18 protein-coding genes are annotated in these 17,420 nt (G+C 64.2%); 10 read left to right on the top strand and 8 right to left on the bottom strand.

Features of this window, described 5'->3' with window-relative positions; genetic code table 11:
- Positions 1 to 64: 64 nt before the first annotated feature.
- The gene (locus OKA04_RS00710) at positions 65 to 1,138 is read right to left on the bottom strand and encodes a 6-phosphofructokinase (protein ID WP_264499192.1); all 1,074 of its coding nucleotides are present in this window, start codon (positions 1,136 to 1,138) and stop codon (positions 65 to 67) included.
- Between the two features lie 56 nt (positions 1,139 to 1,194).
- On the bottom strand, positions 1,195 to 2,148 hold the full coding sequence (locus OKA04_RS00705; RefSeq protein ID WP_264499191.1) for a D-alanyl-D-alanine carboxypeptidase family protein: 954 nt from the start codon (positions 2,146 to 2,148) through the stop codon (positions 1,195 to 1,197).
- Positions 2,149 to 2,567: 419 nt separating this feature from the next.
- Between OKA04_RS00705 and OKA04_RS00700 the strand changes: the two genes are divergently transcribed.
- The 9 genes from OKA04_RS00700 (at position 2,568) to OKA04_RS00660 (ending at position 11,372) form a co-directional block, all read left to right on the top strand.
- A complete protein-coding gene (locus OKA04_RS00700) occupies positions 2,568 to 3,467 on the top strand; it encodes an RNA recognition motif domain-containing protein (RefSeq protein ID WP_264499190.1) in 900 nt (299 codons plus the stop codon).
- 133 nt (positions 3,468 to 3,600) lie between these two features.
- Complete coding sequence (miaA, locus tag OKA04_RS00695) at positions 3,601 to 4,470, top strand: tRNA (adenosine(37)-N6)-dimethylallyltransferase MiaA (protein WP_264499189.1); 870 nt, start codon at positions 3,601 to 3,603, stop codon at positions 4,468 to 4,470.
- A gap of 73 nt (positions 4,471 to 4,543) precedes the next feature.
- Positions 4,544 to 7,078 (top strand): circularly permuted type 2 ATP-grasp protein, encoded by a 2,535-nt coding sequence (locus tag OKA04_RS00690; RefSeq protein ID WP_264499188.1) that lies wholly within the window; start codon positions 4,544 to 4,546, stop codon positions 7,076 to 7,078.
- Positions 7,079 to 7,159: 81 nt separating this feature from the next.
- The gene (locus OKA04_RS00685; RefSeq protein WP_264499187.1) at positions 7,160 to 8,032 is read left to right on the top strand and encodes a transglutaminase family protein; all 873 of its coding nucleotides are present in this window, start codon (positions 7,160 to 7,162) and stop codon (positions 8,030 to 8,032) included.
- Positions 8,033 to 8,091: 59 nt separating this feature from the next.
- Entirely contained in the window at positions 8,092 to 8,385 is a 294-nt protein-coding gene (locus tag OKA04_RS00680) for a type II toxin-antitoxin system Phd/YefM family antitoxin (RefSeq protein ID WP_264499186.1), read from the top strand.
- Positions 8,386 to 8,388: 3 nt separating this feature from the next.
- Positions 8,389 to 8,778 carry a type II toxin-antitoxin system VapC family toxin gene (locus OKA04_RS00675; RefSeq protein WP_264499185.1) on the top strand — a complete coding sequence of 130 codons (390 nt, stop codon included), beginning with the start codon at positions 8,389 to 8,391 and terminating at the stop codon, positions 8,776 to 8,778.
- A 227-nt stretch (positions 8,779 to 9,005) separates the two neighbouring features.
- Positions 9,006 to 9,716, top strand: coding sequence for a glycerol-3-phosphate 1-O-acyltransferase PlsY (gene plsY / locus OKA04_RS00670; RefSeq protein WP_264499184.1), 711 nt, complete (start codon positions 9,006 to 9,008; stop codon positions 9,714 to 9,716).
- Complete coding sequence (locus OKA04_RS00665; RefSeq protein WP_264499183.1) at positions 9,709 to 10,710, top strand: NAD(P)H-dependent glycerol-3-phosphate dehydrogenase; 1,002 nt, start codon at positions 9,709 to 9,711, stop codon at positions 10,708 to 10,710. Before plsY ends, OKA04_RS00665 begins: the two co-directional genes overlap by 8 nt.
- 5 nt (positions 10,711 to 10,715) lie before the next feature.
- A complete protein-coding gene (locus OKA04_RS00660) occupies positions 10,716 to 11,372 on the top strand; it encodes a DedA family protein (protein WP_264499182.1) in 657 nt (218 codons plus the stop codon).
- 80 nt (positions 11,373 to 11,452) lie between these two features.
- On the opposite strand, the gene OKA04_RS00655 is transcribed toward OKA04_RS00660, so the two are convergent.
- On the bottom strand, positions 11,453 to 11,875 hold the full coding sequence (locus tag OKA04_RS00655; protein ID WP_264499181.1) for a YlbF/YmcA family competence regulator: 423 nt from the start codon (positions 11,873 to 11,875) through the stop codon (positions 11,453 to 11,455).
- A 107-nt stretch (positions 11,876 to 11,982) separates the two neighbouring features.
- On the opposite strand from OKA04_RS00655, the gene OKA04_RS00650 reads away from it, so the two are divergent.
- Entirely contained in the window at positions 11,983 to 13,014 is a 1,032-nt protein-coding gene (locus OKA04_RS00650; RefSeq protein ID WP_264499180.1) for an alpha/beta hydrolase, read from the top strand.
- 14 nt (positions 13,015 to 13,028) lie between these two features.
- Here OKA04_RS00650 and OKA04_RS00645 read toward each other — a convergent pair whose 3' ends face one another.
- The 5 genes from OKA04_RS00645 to OKA04_RS00625 all read right to left on the bottom strand — a co-directional run bounded on the left by OKA04_RS00645 (position 13,029) and on the right by OKA04_RS00625 (position 17,418).
- Entirely contained in the window at positions 13,029 to 13,814 is a 786-nt protein-coding gene (locus OKA04_RS00645; RefSeq protein ID WP_264499179.1) for a glycine-rich domain-containing protein, read from the bottom strand.
- Between the two features lie 157 nt (positions 13,815 to 13,971).
- Complete coding sequence (hisD, locus tag OKA04_RS00640) at positions 13,972 to 15,252, bottom strand: histidinol dehydrogenase (protein WP_264499178.1); 1,281 nt, start codon at positions 15,250 to 15,252, stop codon at positions 13,972 to 13,974.
- A 24-nt stretch (positions 15,253 to 15,276) separates the two neighbouring features.
- Positions 15,277 to 15,888, bottom strand: a complete 612-nt coding sequence (locus OKA04_RS00635) for a DUF420 domain-containing protein (RefSeq protein WP_264499177.1) — start codon at positions 15,886 to 15,888, stop codon at positions 15,277 to 15,279.
- Positions 15,881 to 16,639, bottom strand: a complete 759-nt coding sequence (locus tag OKA04_RS00630) for an SCO family protein (protein ID WP_264499176.1) — start codon at positions 16,637 to 16,639, stop codon at positions 15,881 to 15,883. The genes OKA04_RS00635 and OKA04_RS00630 overlap by 8 nt, the downstream gene beginning before the upstream one ends.
- Positions 16,636 to 17,418, bottom strand: a complete 783-nt coding sequence (locus tag OKA04_RS00625; protein ID WP_264499175.1) for an SCO family protein — start codon at positions 17,416 to 17,418, stop codon at positions 16,636 to 16,638. The genes OKA04_RS00630 and OKA04_RS00625 overlap by 4 nt, the downstream gene beginning before the upstream one ends.
- Between the last annotated feature and the right edge of the window lie 2 nt (positions 17,419 to 17,420).

The following is a 17,420-nucleotide window of genomic DNA, read 5'->3' as shown; positions in this document are numbered from 1 at the left end:
AAAAAGAAGCGGGCACCCCAAGGATTGCCCGCTTCTTTGAAAACATCAATCCGGCAATCGTCGATCAATCCCCCAAGCAAATGCCCACGGCCTTCGCGGCCTTGACCATTTCGCCCTCGGGCTCGACGAGGCGGAGTTGGTTCACCGCTTCCTCGATCGGCACGGAGTCCACGTGATAGGCCTGATAGCTCACCATCCGGCCAAAGCGGCCTTCTTCGGCGAGCTTCACGGCCATCACGCCGAAGCGCGTGCCGAGGATGCGGTCGAGCGCCGTCGGGGCACCGCCGCGCTGGAGGTGGCCCAGCGTGCAGGAGCGGGTTTCCTTGCCGGTGAGGTGTTCGAGACGGCGCGCAATGATATCGCCGATACCGCCGAGGCGGACTTCACCGCCGGCATTTTCCGCGATGGTCGCGAGTTCGCCATCCGGCAGGTGCGCGCCTTCCGCCACCACCACCAGCGTGCTGTGGTGGCCCTGCGCATCGCGTTGGCGCACGTGCTCGGCGACCTTCTCCGTATCGAAAGGAATCTCAGGCAGAAGGATGGCATCCGCACCACCGGCGATGCCGCCCCACAGGGCGATCCAGCCGGCGTGGCGACCCATCACTTCCAGCACCATGATGCGCTTGTGGCTCTCGGCCGTCGTGTGCAGGCGATCCAGCGCATCGACCACGGTGCTGACCGCGCTGTCGAAGCCGAAGGTCATGGCAGTCGCGCGCAGGTCGTTGTCGATGGTCTTCGGCACGCCGATCACCGGCCAGCCTTCACGATAGAGTTGCAGGCCGGTGGTGAGCGAGCCGTCGCCGCCCACGATGATCAGCGCGCGGATCTCGAGCTGGTCCATTGTCCGCTTGGCCTTCGCCACGATGTCGGCGGGCACCTCAGCGATGTCGCCCTTGCCGACCTTCGCGGCGAAGTGACCCTTGTTGGTGGTGCCCAGGATCGTGCCACCCAGCTTGAGGATGCCCTGGGTGTCCTGCGGCTTCAGCACCTTGTAGTCGCCGGGGGGGAGCAGGCCTTCAAAGCCGTCCTTGAATCCGATGACCTCCCAGCCGAGCTGGGTCGCCGCGCCGACGACGCCATGGATCACTGCATTGAGGCCCGGGCAGTCGCCGCCGCTGTTCAGAATACCGATACGCATCGCAGGTGGGTTTGGTGGTTAGAGACAGGTTCGATAAGTCAAAAGAGTGCCATTCTTCAGCGCGGATTCGGCACGTGCAGGATTTCCTTCTCGCGGTCCTGCACCGGCGCACCGGCAGCCACCCAGCGGTCGTAGGAACTCCAGCCTTGGCGCAGCAGCCCGCGCGCGCGGTTGAAGCGGTCGGGGTTGTTCAGCACCACCACGATGAGGCGGCGCGGCGTCACAGCCTTTTCACCATCCGGCTTCTGGCGGACCAGCGGATCACGATCCGACGCGACGCTGACGCAGGGCCCCGCGGCATTCGTCGTGCCGGTCTTCACACCAAGAATGCCCGGCTCGCCGATCAACTCGTTGGTGTTCTTCACATTGAAGGTACGTGGACCGGATGGGCCGTGGACGGTCACCTGGCGGTCTTTCTGGCGTGTAATGAAGGTGAATCCCGGCTTCCGCATCGCGTAGATGGACAGCTTCGCCACGTCCGCGGCGGTAGAAAATCCACCGTTCTTCTGAGTGTCGAGACCATGGGGACTGGCGAAGCGGGTCTTGGTCAGGTGGATGGCCTTGCCCAACTCGTTCATCTCGGTGACGAAGGCCCCGATGCCATCGCCGCTCCGCCCGCGGGCACGCAGCATCTGGCGGCCCACGTGATCGGCCACGGTCATCGCGGCGTAATTGTCGGAACCGAGCAGGGCGGCGTAGAGTGCGTCGCGCAGGGTGATGCGGTCGCCCGGCTGGAGCGCCATCTGGTTGGGCCCGCCAATCCCCTGAACAGAGGCGGGAACGGTGGCCTCCACCTTGCTGAGATCCGTGCCGGTCGCATCAGCCCAGTCCACGACGATCACGCCCGTGGCGATCTTGTTCAGGCTGGCGACGGGCCGCTTCACCACGGAATTGGCAGCGGAAATGACCTTTCCCGAGTGCGCCTCGACGACCATGAAGGCTTCACCTTGCTGGGCATACGAGACGGCGGCGGAAAGGGTAGCGACGAGGACCAAAAGCGCGCGTTTCATCAGGCACGCGGACTCTACCGGCGTGTGGCGACCGCTCAACCCAAAACCCGCCGATTCGCGCCTTGCCATTGATTCCAAGCGGCGTAGACTCCGCGCGTCAGGCAGCCCCACACCCATCCGGCTGCACGCCTCCGGCCAAAACGCAGCTTTTGGCAGCAGCGCTCCGCTTGGGCGGACGCAATCGGACTCCGGCGGTCGCGCGGATGCCGCGGAGATGCCTGCCAAACCGGGTCCAACGCGCGATAGCCGCCTTTTTCCCGGGTCCATGGACCCTTTCCGCCCGTCCCGCATCGAGTGGCGGAAAATCCCCGGCACCACAAAGCCGGCGACCCGAAAATGGCTGGTCGAGCCCGCAGCCCCGCCCGAACGCGGGCGGCTGCCCGCCGTCGCGAGAATGGCCCGCCAACCGAAACGAAAACATGTCGAACGCCACACCTGATACCCGCGGAACCGGCGACGGAGAACGTCGCCGCCGTCGCTCGCGCGGAGGCAAAGGCCGGAATCGCAACCGGCAAGACCAAGACCCGAACAACCCGAATCAACACCACGGCCAAAAGCGCTCCCATGGCAACCATGGCGGCGGTGATCGCAATCGCGGCGAGCGCCGCGAGCGTGGTGGTGACAGCGGAGAGCGTGGCCCACGCCCACCCCGCAAGGAGTTCAACAAGCCCGCCCCGAAGAAGACCTTCTGGCAGAAGATCCTCTCGATCTTCGGCCTCTACAAGGAGCCCGTCCGCCCGCCGCGCGAGCGCCGCGAGCCGATCCGCTTCGAGGAAGGCCCGGTCCGCGAGCCGAAGTCGAACGTCCGCGTCGCCAAGCAGCAGTCGGGAGACCGCCCTCCACGTGAAGATCGTGGTCCGAGGGAAGACCGCGGTCCCCGCGAAGATCGCCAGCGCCGCAGCCCGGAGAAGTCCGAGGTGGCCAGCGCCCGCATCTACCTCGGCAACCTGTCCTACGACTGCAGCGAAGAAGATCTCAAGGATCTCTTCAAGGGCGTGGGCACGGTCCGCAATGTCGAGATCGTCTACAACCGCCGCACCCACAAGTCGAAGGGCTATGGATTCGTGGACATGCTCAATGTCGATGAAGCCAAGCGCTCCGTGGAAGTCCTGCACGACCAGTTCTTCATGGGCCGCAAGCTCGTCGTCAGCGGTGCGAAGACCAAGGAGCACGAGGAAGCGCTGAAGGAAGAGACCACTCCGGTGGCCGAAGCTCCAGCCGCTCAGGCAGCTCCGGCTGCCGCGCCCGCAGCCCAGCCCGCAGCAATTGCCCCCGCAACTCCGGCCGCCCCTGCAACCACGGAAGAGCCGACCGCCTGAGGCTCGCGCTGAAATAGCCGTATTTCACGCCCCGCTTGGTTTCTCCAGGCGGGTCGTTTTTTATCGTGGCCGCGGCATCCTACCGCCAGCCTGCGCCCATGAGCTAGCGGCAGGATGCCGCTGCCACTTTCCCATGACCCTTCCGGCTCCCGAGCACCTGTTTTTCGTCTGTGGCCCCACGGCTTCGGGGAAGAGCGCGCGCGCGCTGAAGATCGCCGCGGAACTGGATGGTGAGATCGTCAATGCGGACGCTTTCCAGCTTTACCGCGGCCTCGAATTGCTGACCGCTGCGCCTCCAGCCGAGGACCGTGGGAAGCGCCCCCATCACCTCTACAGCGTTCTTTCTCCAGATCAGCCGGTGGACGCCATGGCCTACCTGCGACTGGTGGTGCCGGTCATCGAGGAGCTTCTGGCCCGTGGAAAAACCCCGGTCATCACCGGAGGCTCCGGGCTTTACCTGAAATTCCTCTCCCATGGCCCTTCCCCGCTGCCACCGGGCGAGCCGACCCTGCGCACCGAGCTGGATGCCGCGCCATTGGAAGATCTCGTCTCCCGCCTGCAGGCGCTCGACCCCGTCGAGGCCGCCCGGACCGACCTGAAAAACCGCCGTTACGTCTCCCGGGCACTGGAGGTCTGCCTGATCTCCGGGGTCCCCTGCTCTACCCTGCGCGACGATTGGGAAGCAGCCACCGCCGCCCGTGCCGCGAAGCTCCGCGGCATCTTTATCTCCCGTCCACGGCCCGACCTCCACGACCGCATCGCCCGGCGCACACGCCAAATGCTCGATGGCGGCGCGATTCAGGAGGTCGCCACCTTGGAAAACCTGGCCCCCGGCTTGGAGAAATCCATCGGCTACGGGGAAATCCGCCGCCATCTGGCCGGGGAGATCGACCGGGCCGAATGCGAAGCCCTTATCAATGCCGCCACCCGCCAGTATGCGAAGCGGCAGGAGACCTGGTTCCGCCGCGAACGCTGGTTGCAGGAAGATCGGCAAGGCATCTGATTTACCCGCCGCGATGACGCCGCCCAAGTCGCCGCCATTGCCAAATCAAGCCGATGGGGGCATATCCCCCGGCATGCCGGCTGCGGTCACCCCGAGAAACATCCTGCCCAAGGGCTACGCTCGCGGGGTATGGGACGAAATGCTCGCCGCCGACGGGAGCGTGAATCCCTCGTGGTCCCACGTTGGCTCCTGGCTCGGCGGATTGACCCCGGAGCAGGCTGCCACCTCGAATGGTGAGATTCTCCGCCTGCTGCGTGAAAACGGCGTCACCTACAGCGTCCACGGCGCACCGGACGGCGAGCATCGGGCCTGGCAGATCGACGCCGTGCCGTGGGTGGTTTCCGAGCAGGATTGGAAGACGGTCGAGGCCGGGCTCATCCAGCGGGCCGAGCTGCTGGACCATGTCCTGACCGACCTTCACGGCGACCAGAAGCTCATCACCGAGGGCTGGCTGCCGCCGGAGCTGATCCACGCCCATCGAGGCTACCTGCGCCCATGCCACGGCATGCGGCTGGAGTCGAAGCGCCAGCTTATCCTCTACGCCGCCGACCTCGCCCGCGGCCCGGACGGTCGCATGTGGATCGTCAACGACCGCACGCAGGCCCCCTCCGGCAGCGGCTATGTGGTGGAGAACCGCGGCGTGATGACGCGCGCGATGCCACGGCTTTTCCATCGGACAGGAGTGCGCCGCATCGCGGGATTCTTTCGCACCTTACGCGAGACGCTCGAGTCCTTTCCCGCTGCCAGCGGGGCACGAGAACCCCGGGTGGTGATCCTCACGCCGGGACCGCAGAATGAGACCTATTTCGAGCACGCCTTCCTCGCTTCCTACCTCGGCTACTCGCTGGTGCAGGGGGACGACCTCACGGTGCGCGATGCCCGCGTATGGCTGCGCTCGCTTGGCGGCCTGGAGCCCGTGGACGTGATCATCCGCCGGGTCGATGCGTGGTTCAGCGATCCTCTGGAACTGAAGGAAGACTCGCAGCTCGGCGTGCCCGGCCTGCTGGAGTCGATGCGCGCCGGGAATGTCGCGGTGGTGAATCACCCCGGCAGCGGTGTGCTTGAGAATCCCGGCCTGATGGCCTTCCTCCCCGGCATCGCCCGCCATCTGCGGAATGAGGAGCTGATCCTGCCCGCAGCCGCGACATGGTGGTGCGGGGAGAAGAAGACGCGCGACCACGTGCTGGCAAATCTGGACACGCTGGTGGTGAAGTCGATCCACCGCGCGCCGACCTTTGGCACCGTCTTCGGCGGCAGCCTGACGAAGGTGGAGCGCGAAGCATTGCGCGCGCGAATCCTCGCCTCGCCGGAGTGCTACGTCGGCCAGGAGCAGGTCAGCTTTTCCACCCAGCCCTGCCTCAGCGGCACGGAGATCGAGGCCCGGCGCGGCGTGCTGCGCGGCTTTGCCACCGCCACCGCGGATGGTCGCTACATCATCATGCCCGGTGGACTTGCCCGCATCGCGGCTTCGCCGGAAGCATTGGTCGTCTCCAGCCAGCTCGGCGGCACGTCGAAGGACACATGGGTGCAGGGCACGGATACAGAGCCTTTCGTCAGCCTGTGGAATGACACCGCGGAGATCGCGGGCGAGGCCGACGCCCGCAACGTGCCGAGCCGTTCCGGGGAGAATCTCTTCTGGACCGGTCGCTACGCCGAGCGCGCCGAGGGCACCGCACGCCTGCTTCGCCGTGCCGTGATGAGTTTCGTGGAATCCATCGGCGATGACGAAAGCCAGCTCAGCCGACATCGCGAGATTCTGATGGGTGGCCTGCTCGGCGTGACCAATGCGATGCCCATCCACGAGGACGAGGACCATGCGGCCGTGAGCGACGAGGAGGAAGTGATGTCCCTTCTCAGCCAGCCCGGCAGGATCGGATCGCTGGCCTACAATTTGCGGTCCTTCCGCAATGCCGCGTATGCCGTGCGCGACCTGTGGTCGCCGGATTCATGGCGCGTAATCGAAGGCGTGATCCGCGAGTGGGTGGAGGCATCCAGCCCGGTCGCCCGTGACCTTGACGATTTCACCGATCCACTGAACCGCCTCATCCTGCATCTCACCGCGCTGCTCGGCCTGAACCTCGAGAGTATGACGCGCGATGCCGGTTGGCGCCTGCTCGACTCGGGGCGACGGATCGAACGCGCGCAATTCCAGCTCGCGGTGATCCGCCATTTCCTCGTCGAGGCCCGCACCCCGGAAGAAGAGCAGCTTGTGATGGAAACGGTGCTCGCCGCCTCGGACAGCCTGGTCACCTACCGCAAGCGCTACCGCACCTACCCGCGGATCGAGCTGGTGCTGGAGCTGCTCTTGCTGGAGCCAAACAACGCCCGCTCGCTGCTCTACCAGATCCAGCGGTTGGAAGGGAACATCGACCGCCTGCCGCGCCAGTCGCACGGGGCACGGCTGACCGCCGAGCAGCGGGTGCTCGTGGAAACATCCAGCCGCCTTCGCCTCACGGACATCGCCACGCTCACCAGCACGAATGGCGGGCGCAGGCGCAAGCTGGAGGCATTCGTCGATCACATGCTGCACTCCCTCGGCCAGCTCTCGACGGCCCTGACCCTGACGTACTTCCGCCACGCCGACCGGCCGCATTTCCTGCATGGCTGAAGCCCGGGATGGCAAAGCATAGGAAGCGCCCGTTATCGACTGGCATCCGTCGTCCGCCATCTCCCATCCACGATCTCTTTCATGCGCTATCGCATCCGCCACCGGACTTCCTACCGCTACGACACGCCCGCGAACCTGTGCCACAATGAGGCGCGGTTACGGCCGCTGGACTTGGCGGGGCAGCGCTGCCTGAAGTGGAAGCTGGGCATCGACCCGCAGCCGGAATTCCACCGCAGCCGCCGGGATTCCTTCGGGAATCACATCGACTACTTCTCGATCCAACGTCCGCATCCGGAACTCGTCATTACTGCCGAGAGCGAGGTCGAGGTGCTTTCCGCCGGTCAGCTCCCGCTTGAAGCCGGCGGACCGTGGGAGAAGATGTTGGATCAACTCCGCACGTCTAAGGATCCAGCCTCGCTGGATGCGCGCGCCTTTGCTCTGTCCTCTCCGCTCATTCCGGTGCTGCCGGAGTTGGCCGAGTTCGCACGTCCGGATTTCACGAAAAGCCGCTGCGTGCTCGACGCCGTGTCGGCCCTAAACGCGCGGATCTTCCATGAGTTCAAGTTCGACCCGGACTTCACGACGGTGGCCACACCGGTGACCGACGTCCTGAAAAATCGCCGCGGCGTCTGTCAGGACTTCGCCCAGCTCATGATCGCAGCCCTGCGTTCGCTCGGCCTGCCCGCGCGCTATGTCTCCGGCTATCTGGAAACACTGCCGCCACCGGGCAAGCCGAAGCTCGTCGGCGCGGACGCCTCGCACGCCTGGGTCTCCGTCTTCGTCCCCGGCCAAGGCTGGCTGGACTTCGACCCCACAAACAATGTCCGCCCCGGCGAACGCCACATCACCGTGGCCACCGGCCGCGACTACCGCGACGTCTCCCCCCTCCGCGGCGTCACCGTCGGCGGCCTCAGCCACACGCTGAAGGTCTCGGTGGACGTGACACCGATCTGAGGGCTCTGCGATAATCAATTTCGCCTTGAGAAGAGATCAGACCAGACTAGTCTGACCTCATGAAAGAGGTCGGTCTCTACGACGCCAAGACAAGGCTGTCCGCTCTGGTGGCGGAGCTTGAAAGTGGAGGTGAACCCATCGCTTTCACCCGACACGGGAAGATCGTGGCCGAGCTTCATCCCCATCGGCCCGCGGTGGCACCGAAGAGGGGCTGCCTGAAGTCGGCAGACTTCTACATCTCCTCGCGTTTCGATGAGTCGGAAGCGGGATTCGAGGACTTCTTCGACGACACGGAAACCACCATGAAGGTCGCCGAGGAACCTCCCGTCCGCTTTCCGAAAAAGAAGCTCTGAGCGATGGATCATCTGGTCGACACCTGCACCTTGATCTTCTTCCTTGAGGACAGTCCCCGGCTTCCCGACAGCGTCGCACGCCGGATTGAAGATCCCGCCTCCCGTTCGCTGGTGTCTTTGGCCAGCCTGTGGGAAATCGCAATCAAGTCAGCGCTCGGGAAGCTGCAGGTGGACTGGAGCGACCGGCCCGATCTGCCGGATGTCTTGTCAAAGATCGGATTTGAAATGGTCACTCCCGGATGGCAGGCCATGCATCGTGCGGCTTATCTTCCGATGCATCACCGCGATCCATTCGATCGCTTGTTGGTAGCCGAGTCGCAGATTCGTGGGATGCCGATTCTGTCTTGCGATCAGAAGCTGGATGCCTACGGCGTCACCCGCATCTGGAGCTGAAAATAATTTCGCGCGCAAAAAGATTCCTGTCGTGCGGGATATGCTGTGGCGACTGGGAGACCTGGCGGGCCCGCGTTCCGAAGGCCGACCGGGAGATGGTCACCCACGGGCTGAAGCGCGACGCAAGGCTGATCGAGATATGCCGGCGAGGCCTCGGCAAGTGAGCCGGGCGGGTGGCGATTCGGGGGGTGACATCCCCTCTCCTTTCGACTACCCAAGCCGCGCCCATGCAGCTCTGGCTCTGTCCGCTCATCGCATTCCTCCTCGGGTCGATCCCCTTCGGACTCTTCATCGCCCGGATGAAGGGCATCGACATCCGTCAGCACGGTTCCGGTAACATCGGAGCCACCAACGTGCTGCGCGTGGTCGGGAAAAAATACGGGATCACCTGTCTGATCCTCGATGCGCTGAAGGGATTCATCCCCACGCTGCTGGCCATCACCCTGATCCGCTTCGAAGGGCAAGAAACCGGCTTCACCTTCCGCGGGCTGCTCGATCACGGCTACATCTTCAGCGCGGGAGACCAGTGGAAGGCCCAGTCGCTCCAGGTCCTCACCGGCCTGCTTTCCATCCTGGGGCATAACTACTCGCCGTGGGTGGGCTTCAAGGGAGGCAAGGGCATCGCCACTTCCGCGGGAGTCCTCATCGCCCTCGCACCGGGCGCAGTAGGAGTGCTGATCCTCGTCTGGCTCATCACCTTCAAGGTCAGCCGATACGTCTCGGTCGCCTCCATCGTAGCGGCGGCGATGCTCCCGCCGATCATCATCTTCGGATCATGGCAGCACGGGAAGATCGCTGCAGGCACCTGGAACAAGCCGCTGTTTGTCTTTTCCGTCGTGATCGCGGCCTTGGCGATCTGGAAGCATCGCGGGAATATCCAGCGCTTGCGGGCCGGCACCGAAAACCGCTTCCAGCCCAAGAAAAAGTCCGATGCCTGACGCCTTTCCTTCCGCCGCCATCCTCGGCACCGGCTCCTTTGGCATGGCGCTGGCCGTGCTGCTCGCGCCAAAGCTGTCCGATCTCGTGCTGATCGGCCGCGATGAGGCAGTCGTGGACTCGATCAACTCCAGCCACCGCAATCCCCGCTACCTGAAGGAGATCGTGCTGCCGGAGCATGTCCGCGCCTCGACAAAGCTTTCCGACGCCGCGGCCCATCCTCTGGTGCTCTTTGGCGTGCCGACCGCCGCCACCCGCCAGTGTGCGAACGACCTCGTCGGCCTATCACGGGAGACCGTGCTGCTTTCCTGTGCCAAGGGCATTGAGCGGAACACGGGCGAACGGATGAGCGAGATCCTCCGCGAGGTCTTCCCTCACAATCCCGTCGCCGTGGTCTCCGGGCCCAACCATGCCGAGGAAATCGCGGCCAATCTGGCTACCTGCGCGGTCATTGGTGCTACCGACGAAGCACTCGCTCGCAATCTGCAGGAGCTTTTCACCGCACCGCACTTCCGCAGCTACACCAGTGACGATCTCGCGGGCATCGAGCTCGGTGGCGCGATCAAGAACGTCTATGCGATCGCCGCGGGCATCGCCGCCGGCCTCGGCCTCGGTGACAATGCCATCGCGGCGCTGGTCACGCGCGCGCTCGCGGAAATGACCCGCCTCGGCGTCGCTTTAGGCGGCCGCGCCGAGACCTTCGCCGGGCTTTCCGGAGTCGGCGACCTCATCGCCACCTGCTTCTCGAAGCACTCCCGCAATCATCGCGTCGGCCTGGCGCTCGGCCACGGCAAGTCGCTGGAAGAGGCGACCACCTCGCTCGGCATGGTCGCGGAAGGCGTGCCAAACACCCTCTCGATCCACGATGCCGCCGGAAAGGCAGGTGTCCGCACGCCGATCATCGACGCCGTTTTCTCGATCCTCTACCAAGGCAAACCGGCCGCGCACGCGATGCACGAGCTGCTCAGCCGCGACCCCCGCCCAGAAAACACCTAAGCCAGATGCAGATCATCGACTTCATCCTGAACATCCAGGAACACCTTACCGCCTTCACCCGAGAATACGGGACACTCGTCTATGTGCTCCTGTTTGTGATCGTCTTCTGCGAGACCGGTCTCGTCGTCACCCCTTTCCTGCCGGGCGATTCGCTGCTCTTCGCCGTGGGTGCGCTCGCTGCCGATCCCCTCTCCGGACTCAATATCTGGATCGCCGCCGCGGTCCTGCTGGTCGCCGCGATCCTCGGTGACACCGTGAACTACTGGATCGGCCGTAAATGCGGCCAGTGGATGATGCGGAAGTTCCCGAAGATCGTTAAGCCGTCGCATATCGCTAAGACCAACGAATTTTTCGTCCGCTACGGCGGCAAGACCATCATCCTCGCCCGTTTCGTGCCCATCGTCCGCACCTTCGCACCCTTCGTCGCTGGATCGGGCGAGATGGACTACAAGCGCTTCATGTTCTTCAACATTTCCGGCGCGATCCTCTGGGTGGTGCTGATCCTGCCCGCCGGCTGGTTCTTCGGGAACATCCCGGTGGTGAAGGAGAACTTCGAGCTCGTGGTGCTCGGTATCATCGGCTTCTCCGTGCTGCCCATGGTTTGGGAAATCGCCCGCGCGAAGTTTGCCAAGCCGAAGGAAGTTGCCAACGGCGCGGAGTAATCCGTGCCCGGCAAAGAAACGGGCGGCTTCCGTGAAGAAGCCGCCCGATGCATTGGAAAACTCGTCAGAGGAAGCCCGGCTCAGCAGCCGCAGCCACCACCGCCGCAGCAGCCGCCCTTTTCGGCCTGAGCGACCTCTTGCTCGCTCGGCACACGGCCCAGCTCTAGGGTCATGTTGATGTACTTGCCGATGGTCTTCTGGAGCGACTCCAACTCGTCCTGAGCATCAAGGAAGGCGGAAGCGACCTCGTTGCTCATGAGGGCGTCACGGGCGGCCTCAAATTCGCGGATCTCGGTCGGAGCGAGCTTCACGCCGGAGTGTTGCTTGTGGTGCAGCTCCTCACCGCGCTGGTGAACGGTCTGGTACATCAGGCGCGCGCCATCATCGCCCAAGAAGCGCTCCACGTCCTGCTGGAGCTTCGAGAAATGGGCGTCACCGGCGATGGCGGCGCACAGTTCACGGGTCTTGGTCATCACATCGGACGTCTCGGCGAGCAAAGTCATGGGCTTCCCCTAGACGCCGAATTCCTTGATGGCAAACGCGATCTTGCGAAATTCACGGTCTCCTCTTCCGTATTTCACGCGTCCGAGCTCCCCTCCGCCCGCCCTGCATGAAGCGCCTACGCCGTCTCGCCCTTAGACTTCTGGCCATCTTTGCCCTTTTACTCGCCGTCGTGCTGGCTGTGGCCGGTTGGTGGGGATCGGGCAGACTGATCTCGCCGCAGCGGCGTGGCCTGCAGGATTACCACCGGGAAATCCTCGCGAAGCCCGCGGATTTCGGCCTTCAGGTGCAGCCGTTTGTCATGACGGATGAGACGCCGGGCCTGCTGGTCACCGGCATCGCGGAACCGGGTCCGGCGGAGAAGGGACGGGCTCTGCGGGAAGAACTCAACGGACGGGGCATCGCGCTGCCGCCATGGGGTTCACAGCTCGGGACCATCGTGATGTTCTACGGGCACAGCGGGCGGAAGGAGGATCACCTCCCGATCTGCGAACGCTTCTGCGCGGCGGGCTTCCGTTGCCTGCTGGTGGATATCCCCGGACAAGGCGACCACCCCGGCACGGTCGGCAGCTTCGGACTGCTGGAATCGGGATTGGCAAGCCAAGCGCTCGCCGAGGCATCCGCGAAGTTCGATTTCCCAGCGACCCCAGCCTTCCTCTTCGGCGTCTCACAAGGCGGATCGATCGCCCTGCTCGCTGCGGCAAGCGAGCCCGCGAAGTGGTCGGGAGTCGCCAGCGTGGCCACTTTTGCCTCGCTGGATCGCCCGGTGCTGCGCTCGGCGGAGGAGATCGTGCCGGAGCAACTGCGCTTCTGCTGCCCGCTCGCCGCCTTCAGCGTGGGATGCGCCACCAAAATGCGCGCCGGATACTGGCCCGCCGATGTGAGACCGGTGGAGGCCGCGGCAAAGCTGCATCTCCCGGTAATGATCGCGCACGGCGACCGCGATCCCTACATCGGCATCGAGCAGGGCATCGAAATCTTCGCCGCCATCCCCGACTCCCGGAAGCAATTCCGCGTGGTAGAAGGAGCCGATCACAACCGCGTGCTCGCCACCGGCTCCACCGCGCTCTATGCGGACCTCTGCCAGTTCTTCCTGAAGTCGCTGGAGCCTGCGACGGCGGCATTCGAGCGCACGGAGTGAAGCGAATGGCTGGATCAATCTCCGCCTCCACCACAGCCCCCGCCTCCGCAACCGGAGGAGCTGCAGCCCGAGGAACCGCTGTCACCCGCGCTGCTGCCACAGCTTGAGATACCGGAGGAAGTGCCTCCGCAGCCACCTCCTCCGCATCCGTTCCCTCCGCCCTTACCGCCCTTTTTCACGGCCAGGACGATGATCCAGACCACGAAAGCGACCGGGATCAGGAAGCAGAGAAGATCACCGAAATCCGCCGCCGCGATCAGGTGGGAGCAGCCCGCAAGGACGGGCAATACCGCAGCGATGGAGCCACCGAGCAGGACGCGCTTGATCACTCGCTTCGGGACGGCCCAGTGCGTTGTGGCATCAATCTTCCGGCTGGATGCAGGCCGGAATCGGATTTCCGCCGGTGGCCAGATGTCGGCGGGCAGTTCCTCGCCGAAGAGGCGGCGGTAGCTTTCCAAGGTCCGCTCATACCAGTCCGCGAATATCGCATCCTCCTTCTCCCCGCCCTCGGTGGGGCCATGATGGAGGGGCTTGCCGAGGACTCCCCCGCACATGCCGTCCCAGTAGGAGCGGGTGTAGCAGAGGTGGAGATGCCACGCCTCATCGACCTCCTCGGACGGTGTCACCGGGTGGCCCGCCCGCATGGCCAGCCATACGAAGCGCTTGTATTCCACGATCACCCGGCGGGAGAATTCGCGGGACCAACCATTCTCACGAGCCAAGCGGGCGCTGAACGGGAACGGGGCGGAGGGTTCATCAAGTTCGAAGGACTCCAATCGCAGTAGCAATTCGTCTTTCATGCGGTGGCATGCGAGCAGGTCCGCACGCCTCCGTCGCTTTGAAAATCCGGGCCATTGTGGAAATGCCAAGTGACGGCATTTCATATCACATGGCACGACCGGGATATAGCGATGTCTCCATCAACCAGATCCGAGGTCTCAAAAGAGCATCACTGCCTCATTCACACCGGATCGCCGTCGAGCGACCGTGCGCGTCGAGGCCTTCGATGCGGGCGAATTCCTCCACCACGGCCAGCGACTTCCTCACCGACTTCTTGTCGAGCTTCACAATGCTGGTGCGGCGCTGGAATTGATCCGCGCGCAGGCCGGAGAAGGAACGTCCGCTGCCGCCCGTGGGCAGGGTGTGGCTGGGACCAGCGAGGAAATCGCCGACCGCCACCGGCGAATCGTTGCCGAGGTAGATGGCACCCGCGGTGCGGATCTGCGGCAGCCATTTCCGCTCATCCGCGCTGATGAAGGAGACGTGCTCGGCGGCGAAGTCGTTCGCGATGGCGATCGCATCCGCCATGCTGCGGACGTGCAGCAGGAAGGTCGCCTGCTTCAGCACGTCGCGGATATAGCGCGCACGCGTGAGCGTTTCGAGCTGGCGATCCACCGACTTGAGCACCTTTGCAATCAGCGCCTTCGAGTCGGTGATGAAGCCGATGACGCTGTCACCGCCGTGCTCAGCCTGCGCCAGCAGGTCGGCGGCGATATAGTCCGGGTTCCCGGTCTTGTCGGAGATGATGAGGATCTCGCTCGGGCCCGGCAGCAGGTCGATGGACACCGCGCCGAAGAGCTGGCGCTTTGCCTCCACCACGAAGCGGTTGCCGGGGCCGAAGATACGATCCACCGGGCGCACGGTCTTCGTGCCCAGCGCCATGGCGGCGATGGCCTGTGCGCCGCCGATCTTCAGGATTTCGGTCACGCCCGCGGCTTTCAGCGCGTAGAGAAGTTCCGCATTCACCTTGCCATCCGGCCCGCACGGGGTGGCAGCGAGGATTTCGGGAACGCCGGCAGCCTTGGCAAAACCGGCAGTCATCAGCGCGGTCGAGACCAGCGGGGCCTTGCCACCGGGGACATAGACGCCCACGCGGTCGAAGGGCTGGAAGCGCTCGCCGACGAGCGCGCCTTCGGTATTCCGCATCGACCAATCCTTGCGCAGGCCTTTCTTCGCGAAAGCGGTGATGTTCTTCAGCGATGCCGCCACGGCCTTGCGCGTGGACGGAGCCACCTTCACCGCGGCCAGTTCGTCCGGCGTGAGGAAGAGCTGCTTTTCCTTCAGCTCCACGTTGTCGAAACGCTTGGCGTAGGCGACGAGCGCCTTGTCGCCCTTGCCCGCGACTTCCGCGATGATCTCGCCCACCAGGTCGCGGACGTCATGCGTCGGCAACGCGCGGCGGTTCAGGCGCTTGACGAAGGAGTCGTAGTCGGCGTCGCGATATCCGAGGATTTTCATGGGAGAGGGAAACTAACTACTACGTCAGTAGTAGGGCTTGAGCATCAGGTAGCAGATCGGGCCGGTGACGGCGACGTAAAGCCACAGCGGGAAGACCCACTTGGCCAGGCGGCGGTGCGCTGCGAAGCGATTCGTGAATCCGGCGATGAAGGTGATCAGGATGCAAGGCAGGCTGACGCCCGCGAGCACAATGTGGGAAATCAGAAGGAGGAGGTAAGCCGGGCGCACGCCGCTCACCGCGGCACGCTCTGCCTCGTCCAGCAGACCGTCTTTGTTCGCATCGCCAAAGAGCACTTCCATGTTCGTGAAGTGATACGCGACGTAGCAGAGCAGGAAGGTCACCGAGAGCGCCATCGCGGCGTAGATCGCGTTCTTGTGCAGCGCGATCTTTCCCTGCTTCACCGCGACGAGGGCGATGACCAGGGCGATGCTCACCCCGGTGTTCAAGGCGGCATGGACGGGTGGCAGGAAATCGAAGCTCCAGCCCTCCGGCAGCGGGATGCGCAGTTCCGGCCGGCGCATCAGGCCGACGAGGACCAGCACCGCACCGGTCAGTATCCAGGCGATGATCGAAAGCTTCTTCGACAGCGCCTCCTGCGGCGGTCGCGACAGCCACTCCCTGCGCTCGTCAGTCATGGGTGGAGTCATCTTCCGCGAGATTCTCGATCCCTGCGGTCTCGTTCTTCTCAAGCTCCTCGGTGAGACGGGACACGAGTTCCGCCTTCATGCGCTCGTAGGCTTCCGGGTCCTGCTTGCGACCCTCCTCGGAGCGAGCGCCGTAGAGGTTCCACTTGCCAACGATGTTCCACTCGCGGTCCACCAGCGTGATGGACATGTCGTGCTCGAAGCGACCGTTCGCCTCGCGATCCACGGGGTCGAGGCGTTCCCGCACGCGCAGGAACTTCAGCTCCTGCTCCAGATACTCGTGGGTCTCCTTTTCATTCGGGTGGCTCATGAACCACCAGCGTTCGGGGTCTGCCTCCAGGGCCTTCGAGTATTCCGTCAGGCGCTCGGGCGTGTCCGTCGTGGGATCGACGGAGATGCAGGTGACGTGAAAGTCGGGATGATCCTTGAATTGATCGAAGAGCGATTTGATCTCCTGGCCATTCCGCGCGGCACAGTGCGGGCAGATCGCGAAGAACTCCGCGACGAGCCAGACCTTGCCCTTCAGATCGGAGAGCTTCACCTGCTCGCCCGACTGATTGACGCCGGTGAAGTCCTTCTGGATCTGGAAGAAGGTATCGACCTTCTCCATCCCCGCGTTGTGGAAGTCCGGTTGCGCCTGCTCGGGCACACGGTTTCCCAGATACATCGCCGTGCCCAGGATCAGCGCGGAGAGCACGGCCACGGTGCCGTAGATGGCAAAGATTTTTCCTCGGTCGTTCATGGCGTTACAGGTTGGGCCAGCAGCCCGTCGATGGTCTGTACGAGCAAGTGCTCGAGTTGTTCGGAGTTGGTCTTTTCGATGCCGGTCTTCACTCCCTTGGCATCCCACTCCGCGGCTTGGGCGAAATCAAAGGGGGCCACATACGGCGGGCCGCCACGCTGCTGAGGCACCACGGCACGGCGGATGTGGCGGTCGCGGTCGATCAGCGTGATCGACGAATCATAGATCCACTTGCCGTCCTCCCGGTGCGGCATGATGCCGAGCTTGAGCTGGTTCTTCAGGAACTTGTGGACGTATTCCTCCCCTGCTCCGACGAACCACCACTCCGGGAGATTCGCGCCGAGTTCCTTCGCGGCAGCTTCCAGCACGGCAGGTTCCTCCTGGTTCGGATCCACGGTGAAGCAGACGATGCGGAAATCGTCATTGCCCGCGTAGCGCTCGTTCAGGCGCAGCAGCACCTCCCGGGTGGCTTTCCAGGAGTCCGGATCTTTCACCGAGACACCACACACCACCCACACCTTGCCGAAGAGATCGGAGACCTTGGCACCGGAGGCATCCTGACGCACGACTCCGAATTCCGACTTGTTGTCGATGCGGCCGACGATGCCCGGGCGGGCGTGCTCCGCCTGCTCCTGCATCTTCTTGTGACCCCACTTGATGTAGGCGGTGTAAATGCCTACCCCGCTGGCGATCATGATCACAACAAGCCAGAGTGCGGTCTTCCGCAGCTTGCGCGGATCGCGCTCGGCGGGGACGAGTGGTTCGACAGGCGTCCTCATGG

The organism is Luteolibacter flavescens, assembly GCF_025950085.1.
Lineage (GTDB): Bacteria > Verrucomicrobiota > Verrucomicrobiia > Verrucomicrobiales > Akkermansiaceae > Haloferula > Haloferula flavescens.
This window is presented reverse-complemented; position numbering and strand designations above follow the sequence as displayed.